We start from the raw sequence: 22,124 nt of genomic DNA on the forward strand, positions 1-22,124 counted from the left end.
ATTCGACTGCTCAGTGGCAGGGAAAACCATAGGAATGGCGCGTATCGTGTGCCGAATCGTGCAGCGTATCGGAATGGGCAAGCCCTACGCCGTAAATCAGGAACGCGCCAAGAAGCAGCGAAACAACAGCCGTGCCCAGACGGGCAGCGAGCGGCATTGCGAGTGTGCTGGAAACAGAATTCTGAGTATGTGCAGCCATGACAACCTCCGTGCAGGCAGCAGGGAAAAACCTCCCATGGGGTGCGGGCTCAATGCCCTCACGCAACAGGCAGGTCTCCTGGCTCACGGGTCGCGGGGATTAAGGCTACCTTCCCAGAGGTCCTTCTGCCTCCAGTGGTTACCGGTTGCCCGGCTTGCCTCATCCCTCTCCGCTCTACAGTCGCGGGGTCGGCTGCGATAAAGACGCCCGGATTGGGTCCGTCCGTCGCATTCCCTTTTTGGTATCGCCGGGATTCGTCCCGACAAAAACCTGTTGCATGGTTTGACATTAGGCTTTCGCCCCACCGGCGTCAATCGCGGCAGAATATCTGCAATCTCATTTCAAATTAAACAAAGCGTCGATATTGAGACATTCTTCCAGTCCTTCGGCCAGCTCATTCAATGCATCTTCGACGCCGGCGCGATAATTTACCGAGCTGCTTCGCACACCAAGACTCTTCAGAAATTTTCGCCGAAATTCGTCCGCATTGAAAACACCATGGAGATAGGTTCCCATGATCCGGCCATCCGGCGATATCGCGCCATCGTGATGCTCAGCTAACCGGGCGAAAGGCCGCGCCATATCCGGTCCGGTCGTGCGACCGATATGGATTTCGTAGCCCTCCAGCGGTGCATTGTGCAGACAAGAAGTCGCCTGCACGTTGCGGACCACTTTTTCAGGCGCCATCACCGTTTCTATATCGAGAAATCCGAGGCCATCGATGTCGCGCACATGCCCTTCGATACCAGCAGGATCGCTGATGTGGCGACCAAGCATCTGAAATCCACCACAGATACCAAGCACATGACCGCCCCGTCTCACATGGGCGGACAACTGCCGGTCCCAGCCATTGTCCCGAAGCGCCATCAGATCAGCTATCGTAGACTTGGTTCCGGGCAGAATGACGAGACCCGCCTCGCCGGGAATGCTCGAACCGGGCGGCACCATGACCACTTCCACATCCGGCTCAGCTTTCAGCGGATCGAGGTCATCAAAATTCGCGATGCGCGGCAACATCGGCACCGCGACCACAAGCGCCTTCTTGTGCCCAGCCACAGCACGTTCAAGAACGACTGAGTCCTCCGCTGGCAATCGCGACACTGCTTTCAGCCACGGCACCACCCCAAATGAACGCCAGCCGGTAAACCGGGTAATCGCGGCCAGCCCGTCATCAAAAAGCGAAATATCGCCCCGGAACTTGTTTATCAGGAACCCGCGAACCATCGCGCGATCCTGTACGGAAAGAATTGTGTGCGTCCCGACAAGGGAAGCGATCACTCCGCCCCTGTCTATATCGCCGACGAGAACCACCGGCACATCGGCCTGCGTAGCGAATCCCATATTGGCGATATCACCAGCACGCAGATTGATCTCGGCGGGCGATCCTGCCCCCTCCACCAGCACAAGGTCTGCACCTTCGCTGACATGGGCGAATGATTCCATGACCGCTGCCATGAGCTGCGGTTTCAATTCCTGATAATAGCGCCCGCGCGCCTCGCCTCGCACCTGCCCCTGCACGACGACCTGACTGCCCATGTCGGTCTGCGGCTTCAGGAGCACCGGGTTCATATGGACGGACGACGGTACTCCGCAAGCCAGAGCCTGCAGCCACTGCGCCCTGCCGATTTCTCCGCCATCATCGCTGACTGCAGCATTGTTGGACATGTTCTGCGGCTTGAACGGTCTGACTTTGAGCCCCCGATTGCGTGCAACGCGGCATAATCCGGCAACAAGAACACTTTTGCCGACGTCCGAACCCGTCCCTTGAAACATGATTGCGCGTGCCATGGAAGGTGCGTAGCTTAAACTCGAGGCGCTGGCAACGGCATGCCGTTCGGCCACCTTCTATGCAAAAATGCGCATCAGTTTATTACAAATGTGAGCAACATTATTCCAATGGAGCGTTGGCAGCCTCACCCGGTTATGATCTAGTTCGGCGGAGGGGTACGGTGCTACAGGGAGGAAACCATGGATGCTGCCGACCAGAATCAGTTCGAACTGAACGAAGATCAGCTTGCCATTCAGGATATGGCGCGAGCCTTCGCCAGTGATCGTGTCGCGCCGCATGCATTGCAGTGGGATCGTGACAAGCATTTCCCCGTCGATGTATTGCAAGAGACGGGACCGCTCGGCATGGGCGGCATTTATGTGCGTGAAGATGTAGGTGGCTCGGCGTTGAAACGGCTCGACGCGGTGCTCATTTTCGAAGCGCTGGCAACCGCATGTCCTTCATTCTCGGCCTTCGTCTCCATCCACAACATGGCCGCATGGATGATCGACACTTTCGGAAACGAAGAACCGCGGCAACGCTTTCTGCCGAAGCTCACGTCGATGGAATCGCTTGCGAGCTATTGCCTGACAGAGCCCGGATCAGGTTCGGATGCTGCAGCGCTCAGAACACGCGCCACGCGCGATGGTGACCATTATATTCTCAACGGCTCCAAGCAGTTCATTTCTGGTGCTGGCGCAACAGATATCTATGTGACAATGGTGCGTACCGGCGAGGACGGTCCCAAGGGAATTTCCACCATCGTTGTGCCAAAAGATGCACCCGGCCTTTCTTTCGGCGCCAATGAATTCAAGATGGGTTGGAATGCGCAGCCGACGAGAACCGTCATTTTCGATAATTGCCGCGTTCCGGTTGAAAATCTTCTAGGGGAGGAAGGAACCGGCTTCCGCATAGCAATGGCAGGGCTTGATGGGGGGCGGCTCAACATCGCTGCCTGCTCGCTCGGTGGAGCACAGTCAGCGCTCGACAAGTCGTTGGAATATTGCAGCCAGCGCAAGGCTTTCGGCCAGACGATTGACCGGTTTCAGGCGCTGCAATTCCGTCTGGCCGACATGGAAACCGAACTCTCCGCCTCGCGTCTTCTTCTATATACCGCAGCCAGCAAGCTTGATCGTAAAACCTATGACGCAGGAAAATGGTCCGCGATGGCCAAACGCTTCGTCACGGACACGGGGTTTGATGTAGCAAACGAAGCGCTCCAGCTTTTCGGCGGCTACGGCTATCTTCATGAATACGGGATCGAAAAGCTTGTCCGTGATTTGCGCGTGCACCAGATTCTCGAAGGCACGAACGAAATCATGCGCGTCATCATTGCACGCCAGATGATCGGGCGCTGACTGAATTAATAATCGCCAAGGGAGGAGTTCATTATGGCCAAAATAGCATTTATCGGCCTTGGCAATATGGGCGGGCCAATGGCCGCAAACCTCGTGAAAGCCGGTCACACCGTGCGCGGTTTCGACCTTTTGCCGCAACATCTTGATGAAGCAAGGACAAACGGTCTCTCGGTCGCTTCGAGCGCCCAGGACGCAGTTGCTGACGTGGACGTGGTGATCACCATGCTGCCGGCGGGAAAGCATGTTCTCGCGGTCTATGAAGACATTGCACCAACGGCACGCAGAGATTCACTTTTCATCGACTGTTCCACAATCGATGTGGATTCGGCGCGCAAGGCACATGAACTGGCCGCGAGCCACGGACATCTTTCAATCGATGCGCCGGTTTCCGGCGGCACCGGGGGCGCTTCCGCAGGCACATTGACTTTCATGGCTGGCGGAAGCGACGAAGCGTTCAAGCGCGGCGAGCCGATCCTCCAGCCCATGGCCGGAAAGATCGTGCATTGTGGCGGCAATGGCGCGGGACAGGCCGCGAAGATATGCAACAATATGATCCTCGGCATATCGATGATCGGTGTCAGCGAAGCCTTTGTTCTTGCGGAAAAGCTGGGACTTTCACATCAGGCCCTCTTCGACGTGGCTTCGACTTCATCGGGGCAATGCTGGTCGCTGACGACCTATTGTCCTGTTCCCGGCCCCGTTCCTACGTCGCCTGCCAATCGGGACTATAAACCCGGCTTTGCCGCAGCCCTGATGCTGAAAGACCTCAAGCTCTCTCAGGAAGCCGCTCAAAGCGCTGGCGCTGAAACGCCGCTCGGAGCGCATGCGCAGGAACTCTACCGTCTCTTCGACAGTGAGGGCCACGGCGGCGAAGACTTTTCAGGCATCATCAATTATCTGCGCGCTAAATCTGGAGCAAGGTAAACAAATCCCCATGCAAAAAACTTGCATTGTTTAGATTTGCTTAAGTGTCTGATAACCGTACGGTAACGATGTTGAGCTAGAAAGGAGCAAGAGGCGGTTCACACCGGCTCGACGCTCCGGATCTGGTACTGCGTACCGGAGCTAAGTATATCCCGCCAGTGTATTGTTCGGCGGAGATGCCATGCGTAATTGGCAAAACCGTGCACCTTTGGCAGCGCGGTTTTTGCCGTTCCTGGCCTGAAAATACTGCCGTATCAGCACTAGGCTCAGGAACTGTTAATCTGACGGACATGGTGTGAGGCTCGCAGCTTTTATCATTTCCATTGCTGGTCTCCATTAAATTGTTGGGTCTCGAGCCCAGACCTCTTGCCCCCACGTTATTGCCCAATTACACGCCTTTGTTACAAAGCTTTTTGAGCCGTCCGATTGAAATCCGGACATAATCCTGTGAAATGCAGTGTGCCTCCAATGGCGCGCCTGCACAGGCCATATTTTATTCGGGGCAATGAGTTTGACCGCACAACGATCAGCCACCGCTATTTCCAGCGCAGACAGGAAGCTCTTCGGCCTGCCCGTGGCTGTCATTTTCGTGCTGTGCTATTTTGCGTTCCAGGCCGTTCTTGTCACTGTTGTTTCGAACGGTGCCGGTCTCGATGACGCTGAACAATTGGCGAATATCGGCTATCTGGACTGGGGCTATGGCGGATCGCAACCCCCTCTCTATACATGGATTACCAACCTGGCGGCGTCATTGCTCGGCACCTCGATGCTCACGCTGCAGATCGTCAAGTTCAGCCTTCTCGCAAGCCTGTTCCTGAGCGTTTACGGCGCGATGAAATTGCTTGGTTTTTCGCGCATTATTGCGTCGGCCAGCATGCTCGGATTGTTCCTCATTCCGCAAATTGGATGGGAATCGCAGCGCGCATTGACGCATTCAGTTGCAGGTACCGCCGGTTGTGGCTGGGCATTTCTGGCTTTTGCCTGGCATATGCGGGCGCGTCACGCGGGATCTGCTGCCGCTCTTGGCGTCGCGATGGCTGCGGCACTTCTCGGCAAGTTCAACGCGTCGTTTTTCCTGATCATGCTGATTGTGACGGGCCTTCTCATGCCCGAATATCGCCGGATACTGCTCTCCAGGCTCAGTCTCGTAACGGTTCTGACATTCGCGATCTGCTTCGGACCAACCGCGACCTGGATGCTGGCGCACAAATCGAGTGTCATGGCGCGTGCGAGCAAGTTTGAGATCGGCGCTTCCGGCAATCTGCTCTTCGACAGGCTGATGGGCGTCGAAAGCCTCATTGAAGCGGCATTTCTGTTCTCAATCCTTGCGATCGCGATTGCTGGCATCATCGCGCTTATTCACTGGAGGAAACGTAACGCACCCGCAACCCCGCTGACCACCGGCGAAAAATTTCTCCGTCTCCTCATCTTGGTCGGGCTGGTTATTGTGCTTGTGGGTGTTGTGGCGACCGGTGCCAATAACGTGAAAGACCGCTGGCTGCAGCCAGTGCTGTTTCTGACTCCGGCACTGATGGCGAGCCTTATGGGGCGTTATCGGATCGGAGATCGGCCTTTGTTCGACTATGCCGTCGTCAGCGCTGTTGCCGCGCTGATTGTTCCGCCGGTGTTGAGCTACAATCTGACCTACGGCTCCGGCTCGCCGCCTTACGGCCAACTCGACTATCGACATCTTTATGAGGAAGTGCAGGCGAAAGGCCCGTTCAAGACGATCCTGACGGACAATGCCCAGATACCGGGCAATTTCAGATTATTTGATTCTGCCTTACGAGTAGTGCACCCAGAAACACCGGATACCAGAGCGCATTTGACGCCACCTGTCCTCGTGATGTGGTTTGGTGGGGCTGAACCAAATGAGCGCATTGCCGCCTTGTTGCAGAACGCAAATATAGCCGTGCCTCATGAAAGCATCGTAACCACGGAAGTTGTATACAAAACCCGGCCCGACAAGCATATGACGGTCAGCTATTTTCTGGTGCCGTAGCGAAATGGCCCGGGTCTTCCCGGGCCATTTGTTCTTTATTCTACGGTATCCTGGACCGCATGTGCGGTACTCTTTACATCGCGGCCAACGCCTCGAACCGTGTTTGCGCAGGAGGCGAGCGTAAATGCGCAGAGAACGATAGCTAATGGGACAAGTCGGGTCAGCTTCATGACAGTCTCTCCAATGGGATGCGCGTTTCTGCCCTTTTGAAGGAGCAGACGCCTAAAGTTCCAAGCCTATTCAAACCAGTTATGCCTCCCGCCGCATACAAGCCCCTGCTCGGCAGCTGGCGGTGAAGCCGATTCACTCGGCTGTCACACAAGAAATCTAGCGCAGCGTTTTTCACTGGCAAGAGAATGCTTTAGTCCTATCCCAATAAACTGTGATCTTCATCAGCAAGCACGGAAGGTCTCGAACCGCCCGGAGCGACGATAACCTTCGAAAACACTTCGCAAATGGTCGGCGACAACCTGAATATGCGGACCGGCTTCCGGTTTCACAACCATGCCAAGCTGATAGCGACCGAGAGCAGGCAAGCCGTGCTCCGGCCCCAAAGCAACGATTCCTTCACTCAACAGCGTTTTACCGAAAGGCGCGATGGCAAGATCAGCCATGATTGCGGCCCGCTGCCCGGTCGAGTGTGAACTCATATAAGCGATCCGATAAGGACGCCCGCTGCTTTCAAGCGCTTCGAGCGCATTGCCCCGCCAGGCGCAGCCCTCTTCCCATATGGAGAGCGGCAAAGGGTCCCGGCGATAAGCCGTACCACACTTGGCGCCAGCCCACACCAGTTCCTCGTCCAGCAAAACTTCCACATCGCCTTTGTTGGGCACCGTGTGGGAAATATTGATCAGCGTCACATCCAGTCGGCGCTCATCCAGCCGCTTGCGCAGGTTGCTGCTTTGGTCGATCACCACATCGACCGTTACCCCCGGATGGCTTTCAGAAAAACGCTTCAACACGAGAGGCAGGACACATTCGCCAATATCGTCCGGCGAGCCCAGCCGGACCACGCCGGTCACCGTGGGCGCAACGAATTTCGACACCGCTTCGCGATTGAGAGCCAGAAGACGCCGCGCATAGCCGAGCAGAATCTCACCATCGCTGGTCAACGTGACCGAACGCGCGTCACGGTCGAAAACCGCTACCTCCAGCTGTTCTTCCAGTTTCTTGATCTGCATCGAAACAGCAGACGGCGTGCGGAACACCGCGTTCGCCGCTGAAGAAAAGCTTCCGGTATCGGCAATCGCCACAAATGTGCGCAACACATCAATATCGAGCATCGGAAGAGGATGTTGAACGGGCGCTGTCATGACGGACTCCGTTTCTAGCACTTTGTTCAAATTTTCTGATCTTAAGCCTTTCTATATTTCGTTTGATTGAACGTCAAGCGGAATACATATTCAGAGCATCAACAAGGCGAGCTGCAGCGAACGCATCAACCGGACTTTCTGAACGAGGAGAGAGAAAATGACCGTTCAATGCCAAACCGCTTCCCATGGCAAGGCGGCGACAGTTCGCTTCCTGCCAACTTGGACCGTCACAAATGCGCCGTCATGGCTTCTGGAACTTCACTCCAGAATGCGGCAGCAGCTGCAAATCTGGGCTTATGAGGGACGCGTGAAGCGCAGCCGCCGGGTACTGGAATCATTGCCTGAACACATACTGCACGATATTGGCTGGCCCAACGTGGATGATCGGCTGGCCGGCACCCCGCGAAATCCGGCCGAAATCCGGCGCAAAAACTGAAATCGATTGAGGGCGACCATGCGGCCCGCCCTCAATTTCCCGACATTGAAATACCTTTTCGCGGCAGGCATTTAGCCGCACTTTGCAACCTACCCGTTCTGTGTCTCAATAGAACACTATCTTGTTTGCGTCATCACCTGCCCCCTGTGAATCCGGGTATGCGCGACAGGATCGCCGGTCTGAAAGCGACCGGATAGAAACCGGGCCCAAAATGACCCGGAGTCGTGACGGAGACACAAGGCCTCAGCTGCGTCGGGAACCGCGGCCAAAGCCTTCGAGAATGGGAACGATCGGGCATGATCCAGGCTTCATCGGTTAAGCGGTCTATTGTCTTTTTTCTTGTTCCAAATTTTTCGATGATTGCTTTCGCAACGGCCATCGAGCCATTGCGCATTGCAAATCGAATGCTGGGCTATGACGCCTATCGTTGGCGGCTGACATCTGTCGACGGAAAGCCGGTGACGGCCTCCAATGGCGTGGAATGCGCTGTCAACGCATCGCTGGAAGACGAGCGGCGCTTTTTACAGCGCGAACAGCGTCCATCGATGGTGTTCGTCTGTTCAGGCGTCTACGTAGAAGAATTCAGGAACAAATCAGTCTTTGCGTGGCTGCGCGAGGAGTATAATCGCGGTGTTGCCGTCGGCGGGCTTTGTACTGGCGCCCACATACTGGCGGCAGCCGGACTTCTATCCGGAAAACGCTGCGCAATTCACTGGGAAAATCTTCCGGGTTTTTCGGAGGCTTTCCCCAAGGCCGAGGTATATGCCGATCTTTTTGAGGTGGATAGCAACCTCTACACCTGCGCCGGCGGAACAGCTTCTCTCGATATGATGCTGAAACTGATTGGCGACGATTTCGACGCGAACCTGGTCAACAAGATTTGCGAGCAGGCCCTGACCGATCGTGTTCGCAGCCCACAGGATCGCCAGCGCCTGCCACTGCGCGCCCGCCTCGGCATTCAAAATTCGAAGGTACTGACCATTATCGAGATGATGGAAGCCAACCTTTCGGAACCGCAGGCGCTGATCAATGTCGCCCATACGATAGGCCTGTCCCGCCGGCAGGTTGAACGACTTTTCCGCCAGGAAATGGGCCGATCTCCGGCGCGCTATTACCTCGAAATCCGGCTAGATCGGGCACGGCACCTGTTGCTGCAGTCGTCCATGCCGGTCGTTGAGGTTGCAGTTGCCTGCGGTTTCGTATCCGCGTCGCATTTTTCCAAATGCTACCGGGAACTATATGGGCGCTCGCCCCAACAGGAACGTGCTGAGCGCAAAATGCTCATCGCTGCCTGAGCACGATATCGAACGGGAACGGTGCGGGCTCTTGAACGGGAGGGCTCGGCCCTTCCGGCTTTCGAAAGAAAATCAAAACCATACAGTTCTTTTCGGAATCACTTACGTAAGGCGTGCTGTGTGCCCCCTCGGATGGGCTAGCACGTCGCGAACAGAACAGCATCTTTCGGCCATTCGGCGATTTCCAGAAGCTGCCATGCAGTCGTCTGGCGCTGCGAATATGTCGTATAAAGGCAAATGTCGCGGCCAGCCAACGACTATGGTTTTGTAAAAATACCAACTAGGGTCGCATAAAATGGCAGAGTTTCCTAAGAAGGCGAAAGTTGTGATTGTCGGGCTGGGCGGTATCGTCGGGGCCTCGGTTGCACATCATCTGATCGAGCGCGGCTGGGATGATATCGTCGGCATCGATAAATCCGGCATTCCGACCGACATCGGCTCGACAGCCCATGCGTCAGACTTCTGCTATGCGACGAGCCACGACTTCCTTTCCTGCTGGACGACGCTCTATTCCATCGATTTCTACGAAAAGATGGGGCATTACGCCCGCGTCGGCGGTATCGAAGTGGCGCGCGTGGGCGACGATGCCCGCATGGACGAAATCAAGCGCAAGGTTGCATCGGGCAAGGCCTTCGGCACCCGCGCGCGGTTGATGGAACCGGCGGAGATAAAGGAAAAGTTCCCTCTCATCGAGGAGAGCCTCGTTCAAGGCGGCCTGTGGGACCCGGATGCCGGCCTGGTTATCCCGCGCTCGCAGACCGTTGCCGGCAAGCTGATCGATCAGGCGGAGGCCGCAGGCAAGCTGCAGAGTTTCGCCAACACGCCTGCACAGTCGCTGATCGTGGAAAACGGTCGCATCAAGGGCGTCGTCACGCATCGTGGCAGCATCGAGGCCGATTATGTCATCATCTGTGCGGGACTTTGGGGCCGCCTGATTGCCGAAATGGTTGGCGAAGACCTGCCTGTCATGCCGATCGATCATCCGCTGACATTTTTCGGTCCCTATACCGAGTTCGAAGGAACGGGCAAGGAAATCGGCTGGCCGCTCATGCGCGATCAGGGCAACTCGGCCTATATGCGCGATACGGGCGATCCAAAGACCGCCGAAGGCGGACAGATCGAATGGGGCTATTACGAAGAAAAGAACCCGCGCTTGTGCCATCCTCGTGACCTTCTGGAAAAGCATGAAGCGCGTCTCTCGCCATCGCAGCGCGACCTTGAAATGGACCAGATTCTGGAACCGCTGGAGCGTGCAATCGAACTGACGCCCATTCTGGGCGAACTTGGCTATAATGAAAGCCACTCCTTCAACGGCTTCCTGCAAGTCACGACCGATGGCGGTCCATCCATGGGCGAAAGCCAGAAGGTGCGCGGCCTGTGGTATGCCGTCGCCATCTGGGTCAAGGACGGCCCCGGCATGGGTAAGCTCATTGCTGACTGGATGACCGACGGCCGCACATCCATCGACCATCACGCTATCGACTATTCGCGCTTTTATCCGCATCAGATGACAGAAAAGTTCATCTGGGACCGCTGCACGGAAACCGCGATGAAGGTTTATAATCCGGCAGTTCACCCGCGCGAACCCTTTTCAAAGGGCCGCAACATCCGCCGTTCGCCGTTCTACGAACGTGAGGTCGAACTCGGCGGCTATTTCATGGAACTGGGCGGATGGGAGCGTGCGCATGGCTACGCCGCCAATGAGCACCTGCTGGAGAAATACGGCGACCGCGTTCCCGTGCGCGAGAACGAATGGGACAACCGCCATTTCTGGCGCGTTTCCAATGCCGAACATCTCGAACTCACCGAAAACTGCGGCATCATCAATCTCTCCCACTTCGCCATGTACGATATCGAAGGCCCCGACCAAGTCGAACTGATGGAGTGGCTGTGTGCTGCCAAGATTGGCGGCGACGCCAATATCGGCAAGGGTATCTATACCCACTTCCTCGATGACGAAGGCATGGTGCGCGCCGACTTCACAGCAATCCGCATGGCTGATCGTATCCGCATGATCAATGGCGCCGATGCCGGGCCTCGTGACTTCCACTATATGCGCCGCGTAGCCGAAGATAAGGGCTTTGACGTCACCATCACCGATGTGACCGAAAAATACGTCACCATCGGCATCTGGGGTCCGAATGCACGTGAAAACCTGAAAAAGGTGGTTGAGAACCCGGAAGGCCTTGATGCGGAAAACTTCCCGTTCGCTGCCATCAAGCCTATCAGGATTGCAGGCAAAGACGTTACCGCCTTCCGTATCTCCTATGTCGGCGAGCAGGGTTGGGAACTGCATATGCGTTATGAAGACGGCCTCGCCGTCTGGGATGCGCTTCGCTCCACCGGCGTGATTGCGGTCGGTGTCGAGACCTACGCCAACACGCGGCGCATGGAAAAGAGCCTGCGCCTGCAAAATGCCGATCTGCTGACCGAATACAATCTTCTGGAAGCAGATCTTGCCCGTCCTAAGGTCAAGGAAGCTGACTTCCGTGGCAAGGCAAAGTATCTGGAATATCGCGCCCGCGAGCACCAACCGGCCATGCTTTGCACGCTGGTAATGACTGACAATCTCGATAAGAACGGCGTGGCCCGTTATCCGGTCGGCATCATGCCAGTACAGGACCCTGAAACGGGAGAAACGCTTGTCGACGAATTGGGCCGCCGGTCTTTCACCACATCCGTCGCTTATGGCCCGACCATCGGCAAGAATATTGCTCTTGCTTATCTGCCCTGGGCTTATTGCCAGGAAGGCCGCAAACTGAGCGTGGAATATTTCGGTGAGACTTATCCGGTCGAAGTACGCTCTATCGGTTATAAACCGCTCTACGATCCGGAAAACTTGAAGCCTCGAAGCTGAACACTTTTTATAAAAAAAGCCGAGGGTGTCGCCTCGGCTTTTTTATTACCGGAGGAAGTGTTATTTCAATGTTGCCTTGCCACCGCTGATCGTGATCTTTTCATCACCGGTCAATGCTTCACGATCCCCATTGGGAAAGGTCACAAAACAACCTGAAGCGCAGAAATCCACCGTCTCACCCGGCGCGACGATCATTTCGCGCTTGGAAGCGCCTTCCGTAACCACAACCGTCTGAGGGCCGCTATCATTATTGGATATCTGGGCAGCGTAGGCGCCGCCAGTCGAGACCGCAAAACCAATTGCTGCACCAAGAACAAGTTTGCCCAAACTGTTGAGCTGATTTGTGTTCATATCGTCCCGACCTTTCTATCGCTCCCGCTGCGATATATCCTGTGTCGCGTGAGCCCTATTGCCCTGAGACAGCCCTTTATAAGCGGACAAAACTGAACTGCAACTGAACGTAATGTTCATCAAGCGCGATCATCGTCCTTGTCCTTGGCTTCCGGCTTTTCCGCACTTGCCTTTTTTGTCCTGACCGCAGACGAATTCTCTCTTTCCTGCTGCATTAACCCGGAAAGTTTTTCGATTTCCGGCACGCTGAGGATGAGATCGGTCGAGGATGAGGACAGATGCAGTCCTTCTTCATGGAAACGCTCGACGATCTGGAAACGCAGCTCATTCTTGATGCCGCCGGTCGATGTAATATCGGCTACATGAGCATAGATATCAAAAACCATCAGTGAATCGTTCATGCTTTGAAAAGCGACGAAAGGCTCCGGATTCTTCAAGATTGATGGATGGCCACGAACGATTTCCAGCAGCAATGCATGAACCCGGCGCGGTTCCGCAGTATAGGAGGCCTGCACGTTGATATCGATGCGTCCAAGCTTGTTGCGATGAGTCCAGTTGCCAACGTTACCATTGATAAGCGTCGAATTGGGCACGATGATCGACTGCTTCTGGAAAGTTTCGACTTCCGTCGCGCGCACGCTGATCTTCTTGACGATACCACTGACCGTGCCGGCCTCCACCCAGTCGCCTACCTTGAAGGGACGCTCGGCGAGCAGGATGAGACCTGAAACAAAGTTCTGAACGATATTCTGCAGGCCAAAACCGATACCGAGTGAAAGACCACCGGCAATAAGAGCGAGATTCGACATGTTGAACCCGGCTGCCGATATCCCCATCAAGGCCGCCAGACAGAGACCGACATACCCTATGACCGTGCGGATCGAATTGCGTACGCCGGAATCGACGCGCCCGCGCGCCATGACACTGTTGTCGAGCCAGTTCTGGAACCATCGCGTCAGCAGATAACCGATCACAAACAGCAGCACGCCTGACAGCAGCCCCATCAGCGAGATTGACATATTGCCGATCTGGAAGCCGGTCATCAGCTGATAGAATGTGCTTTTCAGTTCCGCCCACTGGAAGCCCAGCTGCATCAGAACAAGCGGAATACCGATCAGCGCCACGACGAGATTGATCAGGATGCCTGCTGCGAGGCCAAGCTGATCCAGCGTCGCGTCATCGAAATGAAAGCGCTCCCGCATTGCCCTGCCGATCTGGCTGGATGCAAAAGCCTGCTCCTCGGAAATCGCACGCCCGGTCAGGAAACCCATATACATGGTCACAAGGAATGCGCCGGTCACCACGATCTGCTGCGATATGAAGCGCGCCATGCCTATATAGCCGAAGACCGCAGTCAGAATAGGCAAAAGCCCCAATATGATGAGGAACGTTCTGAAGGCACGCGGCCACGACCGGACAATGCCATCCTTTTCGCGCTCAACGGGCTTCAGGAAAGCAATCGCCAGAATAAGAACACCGACCATTACGGTAGCGAGCAGGCTTTTCGCCATCGTCAGCGACAGCGGTGATGAAAGTATCTGATTGACCGTTCCGAAGAAGGAATCGAGCCCGCTTGTCAGCGCCGTTCCCGTTATCAGCCAGCCCAGAACTCGTCCCGGACGCGGCGCGACCGGAACCAGCCGCCATTGCGGCATATCAGAGCTGATGCAGGCGGATGCCAGCCTGTGGATGAAGAAAACCAGCCCGAGCACCAGAAAAAGCGACTGGAGAAGAGACGCAATGTCCGTTCTCAAGACGTTGAAGTAATTCAGAAAAAAGTACGTGGTCGCCAAGAATACACCGACAGCCGCCGATGGTATTACCGTGGACCAGAAGGCCACCGACAGTCGGCTCAGATAGGAGGGCGACTCCACCGTTGGATCACGCTGGTACAGCGTTCCCAGAACGCGTCGCGCACCCAGCTGGATGACCAACGCGGCTACGAACGCAAAAAAGGCGGCGGCGAGAAACGAATTGAGCTTGAACGTGCTTACAAAGCGCCACCATGACTGGACGATGCGCCAGAGCGATACCATTTGAGAGCTCGCCGCCGATGCAACCTCAGTCCCCAGCGTCGTGTCGATGTTCACGCGCTGGGAAAGCGTCCTTGCAAAAAGATCTCGGCGCATATCCCCGATTTTTGCGGACATCTGGTTGACGGAAAGCGACGTATCCTCCGTCTCGCCGACAATCGCATTGATTTCCGCCTTTTCGGAGGTCAGCCGGGCACGTTCTTCGCTGACGATGGCCGGTTCAGGCGGCTGATCGCTCGACGGCGCTGGCCCCAGCTGTTCCAGCCGCGTGTTGATTTCGCTTAGACGCGGACGGAATGAAACACCGGCATCAAGAAGCTTCTTTGAAAGAGAATCCAACTGGAGCTTGAGGTTGGCGAGCGTTTCATCGTTTGAAGCCGCTTTCGGAAGCTGATCGCTGATCCGTTTCGTCTGCTGCTGCAGATCGTCGATAACGGGCCTTTGCTGCTTAACGATATTGGAAACCGGCGTGGGCTGATCAGTGGCAGCAGGCGCTTGCTGGGCTGTATTGCTCTGGGGAGCCGCAACTGGTGAGGCTTGCGTCGCGGCCGGTGTCGGCTGCTTATTGTCCTGCGCGATGGCGGGCGCAAGGCTCCCCGGCGACAGGACGCCGATCAGAAGAGAAAATGCAAGAACACGAAACGTCGATGAATATGCCAATTCAATTCTGCCGTTAAACAAGACATGGTTTCAACATAAAGCGCCCTAAAACGGATGCAAGGCGTGGCTGTTTACAAGATTTCATCGCGCGTAGGAAGCGGACAGATACCGTATAAGACAAGCCGTGATGCCAGTATTTCCTTGTTCCCGCGAACACAAATGATTAATGAGGATTCGCAATGAGTGTGAAAAGCTGGCTCGACTCCACGGATAGACTCTAGAGAAAGTCTTGGCGAATTGATGAAGGGCATAACAAACACGGAACAGCACAAACGGCATGGCTTCATGCTGTTCGTGACCTGCGTTCTGTCTTTTACCGCTTTTCTCTTTGCCGTCAATTTTTCGTCCATTGATGAGGATGCAGCCCGCAGCCATGCCGGGGGGATTGTAGCAAGACAGGTCGAAGGCAGTCCGGCGACACCTGTTCGCCAGCAGTCCACTCCTTCACCCCAGCCCATGCGGGCAATCCTGATCGAAGCCATAGCGGCCAAAATCAAGACAGCTTATCTCGATGGCACCGGGGCGGCCCTGCTCGTTGCTTCGGCAGGCGTGATACTGCCAGAGACGAAATCAGCCGAAGCGGCGCAGAATTTCCCGCGTCTCGCGGTCTTGCAGAGACATTTTGGCTCTGCCCGTGCGCCTCCGAAAAGCGCATAATACGCCATTCTTGATGATTGGCCCTTACCAATCCTAACGCCCGTAATAAACAAAGCCCGCACCGCCACTCAGTAAGTGGCAATTGGGGCGCACCAACCGGAACCTTAATCCATGCGTACTTCGAAATGGGTGGTTGCGCTGTATAGCCTGATCGTTGTGATCGGCGTTATCATCGCCTTGCCCAACTTTTTTACCCAGAAGCACCTTGACGCGATGCCGTCCTGGTTCCCGAAGCGTCAGGTCACGCTCGGTCTCGACCTGCGCGGCGGCTCCTATCTCGTGCTTGAAGTCGATGCCGCTGGTCTGAAAAAGGACCGTCTGCGGACCCTGCTCGACGATGCCCGCAGCAAGCTGCGCGCCGAGCGTATCCAGCCGCAGTCTATCCGCGCAGTTGGCGACGCCGTTGTCGTCACCATTCCTGATGCCGATCAGCGTTCCAGGGCGGAAACTGCACTGCGCACCTTGATCTCGCAGGTCAACACCAGCGGTTTCGGCACTGCGATCAACGACATCGATGTCGCCTCGACCGACAACCAGGTGCGCCTGACCCTGACCGAGGCGGGCTTCAACTACCGTCTCGACGCCGCTCTCCAGCAGAGCCTCGAAATCATCCGTCAGCGCGTTGACCAGGTCGGCGTTGCCGAGCCTTCCATCCAGCGTGTGGGTTCGGATCGCATCGTCGTTCAGCTTCCAGGTCTTCAGGACCCGGCACAGCTTCGCCAGCTTCTCGGAAGCACGGCGAAAATGAGCTTCCACATGGTTGCCGATGCCAATCCGAACGATCCGCCGCCTCCGGGCGTAACGATCATGCCGGATTCCAAGAACCCGAACATCAAGTTCCCGATCGAGGATCAGATCGCCCTTTCCGGCGAGCGTCTCACTGACGCGCGTGCAGGGTTCGACCAGCGCACCAATGAACCGATCGTCTCCTTCCGTTTCGACAGCCTTGGGGCCCGCCAGTTCGCGGACATTACGACCAAGAACGTCAATCGTCCGTTCGCAATCGTGCTCGATGGCAAGGTGCTGAGCGCACCGGTCATCCGCGAACCGATCACCGGCGGTTCGGGCCAGATTTCCGGCAGCTTCACAGTCCAGGACACGGTCGTCCTTTCCGCGCTCCTTCGCGCCGGCGCCCTGCCCGCTCCGCTTACCGTTATCGAAGAACGTACCGTTGGTCCGGATCTTGGCGGCGACGCTATCAAGATGGGCCTGATCACCGGTATCGTCGGCTTTGTGCTTGTCGCGGTCTTCATCCAGCTGCTTTATGGCGTCTGGGGTACCATTGCGAACGTGGCGCTGCTGCTCCACACCTTGCTCACCTTCTCTGCACTGAGCCTTATCGGGGCAACTCTGACATTGCCCGGTATTGCCGGTATCATTCTCGGTATTGGGATCGCGGTCGACGCCAATATTCTCATCAACGAACGTATTCGTGAAGAAACGCGCCGGGGCCTCGGAGCCATGGCGGCGCTGGACAAGGGCTTCCACAGCGCTTTCTCCACCATCGTGGATGCGAACGTTACGTCCCTGATCTCGACCTTGCTGCTCTTCACGTTCGGCACAGGTCCGGTTCGCGGCTTTGCCATCACTATGATGCTCGGTATCGCGATCTCCATGTTTACGGATGTGACGCTGGTGCGCATGGTCATGGCCTGGTACGTGCGCAAGCGTAAGCTGAAGGTGCTCGTCATCGAGCCATTCCTGAAATTCGTTCCCGAAAAGACGAACATCAGCTTCATGAACGCCCGTTTCGTCGGCATCGGCGTCTCGATCGTCCTGTCCATCCTTTCGATTGGTCTGTTCTTCAAGCCGGGTCTGAATTACGGCATCGATTTCAAGGGCGGTATCCAGGCGGAAATCGTCACGTCACAACCTGCCGATCTGGCACAATTGCGCGAAAAGCTTGGGGCGCTTGGCCTTGGTGAAGTAGCACTGCAGTCTGCAGGCAGTCCGAATGATGTACTGATCCGTGTGCAGCGTCAGGATGGTGGCGAAGAAGCGCAGACGGCCGCCGTCAACAAGATGCGCCAGGCCGTAACCGAGCTTGATCCGGGCGTGAAGATCGAACGGACGGAAGTCGTCGGTCCGAAGGTTTCGGGCGAATTGGCTCGTTCCGGCTTCATCGCCGTTGTCCTTTCGGCACTCGGTATGCTCATCTATCTGTGGTGGCGTTTCGAGTGGTTCTTCGCGATGGGAGCGATCATCACCCTCGTCCTCGACACCACGAAGATGGTCGGCTTTTTCGCGCTGTTCCAGCTCGACTTCAACCTGACCGCCATCGCAGCGCTTCTGACCGCCATCGGCTACTCGGTAAACGACAAGGTCGTGGTTTATGACCGCATGCGCGAAAACATGCGCCTTTATAAATCGAAACCTCTGCGCGAAATCGTCGACATGAGTATCAATCAGGTGCTCGTGCGCTGTATTTATACATCGGTGACGACATTCCTGTGTATGGTTCCGATGGCCATCTGGGGTGGCAGCGCGGTTCATAATTTTGCCGTGCCGATGCTGTTCGGTATCGTGATCGCAACGTCGTCGTCGATCTTCATCGCCGCTCCGATTCTGCTTCTGCTGGGCAACTGGTGGCAGCACCGGAAGGAAGCCCATCAGGCTATCGAAGACAGCGCTGCAGCGCAGAAATAAAATCATTCGCCGGGCAGGGCTCAGTCCTTGCCCGGCATCCACATGCAAAAAGCCGAGAAGCCAGAGGGGGAAGGCACCTGATGCCCCATGACACGCCTTTGATTGCGACAATCGTCATCGGGTTATGCCTGGCCTTCATCTTCGGTGCGATAGCCACCCGTTTGAAAATCTCGCCCCTCGTTGGCTATCTCCTTGCCGGTGTTATTGCCGGTCCCCATACTCCCGGCTTCGTCGCAGATCAGGACCTCATCCTTCAGCTCGCCGAAATCGGTGTCATCCTGCTGATGTTCGGTGTGGGCTTGCATTTTTCGCTTAAGGATCTTCTTTCCGTCAAAGCCATCGCGGTGCCCGGCGCGCTTGCGCAGATTGCCGCCGCTGCCGCACTTGGCACGGGCCTCGGCCTGGCCCTCGGCTGGGATGTTCAGGCGGGTCTGGTTTTCGGCCTGGCCCTTTCAACCGCCAGTACAGTCGTCCTGCTCCGCGCCATGCAGGAGCGCCGCCTGATCGATACCGAGCGTGGGCGCATTGCCGTCGGCTGGCTGATCGTTGAAGATCTCGCCATGGTCATGGCCCTGGTATTGCTTCCGGCCATTGCCAGCGTCACCGGCCGCGCTGAAGGCACGGCAGCAAGCGATCCCATTGTTTCATGGCTTGGCCTCGGCATAGGCGGCATCATTCTTCTCACCATTGCCAAGGTCATTGTCTTCGTTGCGCTGATGCTCATAGTCGGGCGCAAGGTCATACCGTGGCTTCTCAACGTCGTGGCCCAGACCGGCTCACGTGAATTGTTTCGTCTCGGTGTGCTCGCCATAGCACTGGGCGTTGCCTTCGGCGCGGCCCATCTGTTTGGCGTTTCCTTCGCGTTGGGCGCGTTCTTCGCCGGAATGGTGATGAGCGAATCCGAGCTCAGCCATCGGGCAGCGGAAGAATCCCTCCCCTTGCGCGACGCTTTCGCGGTGCTGTTCTTCATTTCCGTCGGGATGCTGTTCGATCCCATGAGCCTTGTTCGCGATCCGCTCCCGCTACTGGGAACACTCGCCATCATTCTCGTCGGAAAATCGGTTGCGGCGTTCTTCATCGTGCGCGCTTTCCGTCGCCCGGTCAGCACGGCGCTCACCATTTCCGCAAGCCTTGCGCAAATCGGTGAGTTCTCCTTCATTCTTGCTGGGTTGGGCGTCAGCCTCAATCTACTCCCTCCGGCGGGGCGCGACCTCATTCTCGCTGGCGCAATCCTCTCGATTTTCCTCAATCCGGTCATGTTCATCGTGGCAGAGCGGATGCGGCCATGGATCGAGAAGCGGAGCAAGGGCGAAATTACAGCTGGTGACAACAGCGATGTCGAACCCAGCATTTCCGAGCCCGAGCCTTTACCGCAAACATTACTGGCCGGACACACGATTGTCGTTGGCTATGGCCAAATCGGTGCGGGGATCGCAGAAGGATTGCAGGCGCAAACTTCGCCTTTCCTCGTGATTGAAGATTCGCCGAAAGTCAGCGCATCTTTGAAGGATAAAGCCATTGAGGCGATTACCGGCAATGCCTCCGATTCGGAAATATTGGAGGCCGCCAATCCGTCAGCTGCTCGAAATCTGGTCATCGCGATACCCAACGCCTTTGAGGCTGGTCGGGTGACAGCGCTGGCTCGAGCTGCCAACCCGGAAATCAACATCGTCGTGCGCGCCTGCTCGAAGGCAGAAGCACAATATCTGCATGATCTTGGCGCCAATTCTGTCATTCTGGGAGAAGAAGAAATTGCAGCCGCCATGGCGAAGGCAATCGGCACCGAGATCAAGAGGAAAAACGCCGACACCGTTTCGGAAGGCGCCCCTCAGACAGGCATAATGGGGATAATATCGGACGGAACAACCGATATTATGGGCAAAAAAGGGGACGATATGAAGCATGAAGGCGTGGTGACCGGTTGATGAAAGCAAAGGATTACATCTGGCCGGTCGTAGGCATTTGCGCAGTTGGAATTTCGGTCTGGCTCCTTTATCGAGAGCTTCGCAGCATCTCGCTGGATGATGTTCTGGACAGTTTTTATGCCATCCGCACCCATCATTGGATTCTTGCGGCTGGCTCCGCGCTTCTCGCCTATAGTTCGCTTGCAGGCTATGATCGTATCGCGCTCATGCATCTCAAGCGCAAAATCTCCTGGCTGTTCATCGCGCTCTGCTCTTTCACCACCTACGCCTTGTCGCACAATATCGGGGCCTCCGTCGTCTCCGGCGCCGTGGTGCGCTATCGAGCGTACTCCTCGCAAGGCATGCCCGGCAGTGAAATCGCCGTTCTCATCGCTTTCTGCTCCTTCACGTTCATTCTTGGCGTCATCATAACTTCCAGCGTCGTTCTTCTACTCGAACCGCACATTCTGATGCGTTTCAACGAGGAGCTGACACCGACAGTCTCTATCGTTATTGCGCTTTTGATGCTGGCATTCGTGCTGGTTTATGTCTTCGGCAGCTGGTTGGGCCTGCGCCCGCTGAAGATCGGCAGCTTCCGTCTGGAATATCCGCGCATGTCGGTGGTTGTGCAGCAGCTCATCGTCGCTCCTCTGGAACTGATCGGCGCCGCCGGCATCATCTATTTTGCCCTGCCCGAAGCCGGCAATCCCGGATTTCTCATTATTCTCGGCATTTTTCTGGTCTCGTTTTCGGCAGCCCTGATATCGCACGCTCCCGGTGGTCTCGGTGTCCTGGAGCTCGTTTTCCTCACAGGTCTGCCGGACATGGATCAGGCCGATGTCCTCGCCGCCCTGATCGTCTTCCGCCTGCTCTACCTGCTTATTCCGTTCGCAATGTCGCTCGTGGTGGTGCTGGTTTTCGAAAAGTCCCAATTTCTGCTGCGCTGGAACGAAAAACAGCAGAAATAGGAGCGGACCAAGGGTGGAGTATATTTTTCACAAACTCCGCCCTTATTTGAATTTATCTTCCTTAAAATAGCGGCTGACGCCGCCTATCTTGGAACCAGTTTCGCGAAGCATCGACATTGCGAAATTGAACGCCCTCCCAAGGCTTTATCCAAGAGGAAAAAACGCATGCCTGCGACATTGATCATCCCCGGTTACAAGGGATCGGAAGCAGGCCACTGGCAGCGCCAATGGTTGCATGACGATCCGTCAGCATTGCTCGTCGAACAGGACGACTGGCACTATCCCGTTCTATCCGACTGGATGCACGCGCTCGAAGCCAAGCTGGCTGAAAATCCCGGCGCAGTTCTGGTTGCCCATAGTTTGGGCTGTGCGCTCGTCGCACATCTGGCGAGCCGCCCATCGGCCGCTCATGTGGCGGGTGCACTTCTCGTTGCACCGGCCGACGCCGAGACCATGGCCCGCAAGGATAGCCGCTTCCAGAGCTTTGCCCCGCTGCCCCGCCATGAACTGGGTTTTCCTTCCATCGTCGTGGCAAGTCGTAACGATGAATATATGAGCTTTGCCAAGGCTGAAGCGCTTTCGCATGTGTGGGGATCGGGGTTTGTCGATCTTGGTCATGCCGGTCACATCAACGTGGCAAGCGGATTCAGCCGCTGGCCTGAGGGGATTATCCTCGCGTCCTCTCTTCACAGAGAACCTGTAAACAATACGCTTTCCCAAGCAGCGTGACCGCCCAGCCGCCCATTTTTCGAA

Annotated in this window: 17 protein-coding genes and 1 riboswitch; of the genes, 11 read left to right on the forward strand and 6 right to left on the reverse strand. The window is 56.2% G+C overall.

What is annotated here, in order from left to right; translation table 11 throughout:
* Window positions 1-10: 10 nt before the first annotated feature.
* Complete coding sequence (locus tag ABWW28_RS11445) at window positions 11-199, reverse strand: CbtB domain-containing protein (RefSeq protein ID WP_021586001.1); 189 nt, start codon at window positions 197-199, stop codon at window positions 11-13.
* A gap of 51 nt (window positions 200-250) precedes the next feature.
* A riboswitch (cobalamin riboswitch) is annotated at window positions 251-488 on the reverse strand.
* 47 nt (window positions 489-535) lie between these two features.
* Window positions 536-1,987 carry a cobyric acid synthase gene (locus tag ABWW28_RS11450; protein WP_021586002.1) on the reverse strand — a complete coding sequence of 484 codons (1,452 nt, stop codon included), beginning with the start codon at window positions 1,985-1,987 and terminating at the stop codon, window positions 536-538.
* A gap of 180 nt (window positions 1,988-2,167) precedes the next feature.
* On the opposite strand from ABWW28_RS11450, the gene ABWW28_RS11455 reads away from it, so the two are divergent.
* The 3 genes from ABWW28_RS11455 (at window position 2,168) to ABWW28_RS11465 (ending at window position 6,251) form a co-directional block, all read left to right on the forward strand.
* Entirely contained in the window at window positions 2,168-3,325 is a 1,158-nt protein-coding gene (locus ABWW28_RS11455; RefSeq protein ID WP_021586003.1) for an isobutyryl-CoA dehydrogenase, read from the forward strand.
* Window positions 3,326-3,358: 33 nt separating this feature from the next.
* Window positions 3,359-4,249 (forward strand): 3-hydroxyisobutyrate dehydrogenase, encoded by an 891-nt coding sequence (gene mmsB, locus ABWW28_RS11460; protein WP_021586004.1) that lies wholly within the window; start codon window positions 3,359-3,361, stop codon window positions 4,247-4,249.
* A gap of 505 nt (window positions 4,250-4,754) precedes the next feature.
* Window positions 4,755-6,251, forward strand: coding sequence for a glycosyltransferase family protein (locus ABWW28_RS11465; protein ID WP_031346352.1), 1,497 nt, complete (start codon window positions 4,755-4,757; stop codon window positions 6,249-6,251).
* 35 nt (window positions 6,252-6,286) lie between these two features.
* Here ABWW28_RS11465 and ABWW28_RS11470 read toward each other — a convergent pair whose 3' ends face one another.
* Window positions 6,287-6,421 (reverse strand): entericidin A/B family lipoprotein, encoded by a 135-nt coding sequence (locus ABWW28_RS11470; RefSeq protein WP_006470280.1) that lies wholly within the window; start codon window positions 6,419-6,421, stop codon window positions 6,287-6,289.
* Window positions 6,422-6,643: 222 nt separating this feature from the next.
* Window positions 6,644-7,564: a LysR family transcriptional regulator gene (locus tag ABWW28_RS11475; protein WP_021586006.1), complete on the reverse strand. Its 921-nt coding sequence runs from the start codon at window positions 7,562-7,564 to the stop codon at window positions 6,644-6,646.
* Window positions 7,565-7,721: 157 nt separating this feature from the next.
* Here ABWW28_RS11475 and ABWW28_RS11480 point away from each other — a divergent pair, with 157 nt between their 5' ends.
* From ABWW28_RS11480 to ABWW28_RS11490, 3 genes are all read left to right on the forward strand, one after another.
* A complete protein-coding gene (locus tag ABWW28_RS11480) occupies window positions 7,722-8,000 on the forward strand; it encodes a hypothetical protein (protein WP_021586007.1) in 279 nt (92 codons plus the stop codon).
* Between the two features lie 296 nt (window positions 8,001-8,296).
* Entirely contained in the window at window positions 8,297-9,295 is a 999-nt protein-coding gene (locus ABWW28_RS11485; RefSeq protein WP_021586008.1) for a GlxA family transcriptional regulator, read from the forward strand.
* 295 nt (window positions 9,296-9,590) lie between these two features.
* A complete protein-coding gene (locus ABWW28_RS11490) occupies window positions 9,591-12,152 on the forward strand; it encodes a GcvT family protein (protein ID WP_031346354.1) in 2,562 nt (853 codons plus the stop codon).
* Between the two features lie 60 nt (window positions 12,153-12,212).
* On the opposite strand, the gene ABWW28_RS11495 is transcribed toward ABWW28_RS11490, so the two are convergent.
* Window positions 12,213-12,503, reverse strand: a complete 291-nt coding sequence (locus ABWW28_RS11495) for a hypothetical protein (RefSeq protein ID WP_006467123.1) — start codon at window positions 12,501-12,503, stop codon at window positions 12,213-12,215.
* 119 nt (window positions 12,504-12,622) lie between these two features.
* Window positions 12,623-15,196, reverse strand: a complete 2,574-nt coding sequence (locus ABWW28_RS11500) for a mechanosensitive ion channel family protein (RefSeq protein ID WP_021586696.1) — start codon at window positions 15,194-15,196, stop codon at window positions 12,623-12,625.
* Between the two features lie 240 nt (window positions 15,197-15,436).
* Here ABWW28_RS11500 and ABWW28_RS11505 point away from each other — a divergent pair, with 240 nt between their 5' ends.
* The 5 genes from ABWW28_RS11505 (at window position 15,437) to ABWW28_RS11525 (ending at window position 22,100) form a co-directional block, all read left to right on the forward strand.
* Window positions 15,437-15,853: a hypothetical protein gene (locus ABWW28_RS11505; protein WP_176588176.1), complete on the forward strand. Its 417-nt coding sequence runs from the start codon at window positions 15,437-15,439 to the stop codon at window positions 15,851-15,853.
* A gap of 111 nt (window positions 15,854-15,964) precedes the next feature.
* On the forward strand, window positions 15,965-18,499 hold the full coding sequence (secD, locus tag ABWW28_RS11510; RefSeq protein WP_021586694.1) for a protein translocase subunit SecD: 2,535 nt from the start codon (window positions 15,965-15,967) through the stop codon (window positions 18,497-18,499).
* Between the two features lie 80 nt (window positions 18,500-18,579).
* Entirely contained in the window at window positions 18,580-20,424 is a 1,845-nt protein-coding gene (ybaL, locus tag ABWW28_RS11515) for a YbaL family putative K(+) efflux transporter (RefSeq protein ID WP_021586693.1), read from the forward strand.
* Entirely contained in the window at window positions 20,424-21,371 is a 948-nt protein-coding gene (locus ABWW28_RS11520; protein ID WP_021586692.1) for a lysylphosphatidylglycerol synthase domain-containing protein, read from the forward strand. The genes ybaL and ABWW28_RS11520 overlap by 1 nt, the downstream gene beginning before the upstream one ends.
* A 165-nt stretch (window positions 21,372-21,536) precedes the next feature.
* Window positions 21,537-22,100 carry an alpha/beta hydrolase gene (locus tag ABWW28_RS11525; RefSeq protein ID WP_021586691.1) on the forward strand — a complete coding sequence of 188 codons (564 nt, stop codon included), beginning with the start codon at window positions 21,537-21,539 and terminating at the stop codon, window positions 22,098-22,100.
* Window positions 22,101-22,124 lie beyond the last annotated feature (24 nt).

Origin of the sequence: Brucella sp. NBRC 14130 (assembly GCF_040371715.1) — a bacterium.
GTDB classification, from domain to species: domain Bacteria; phylum Pseudomonadota; class Alphaproteobacteria; order Rhizobiales; family Rhizobiaceae; genus Brucella; species Brucella intermedia.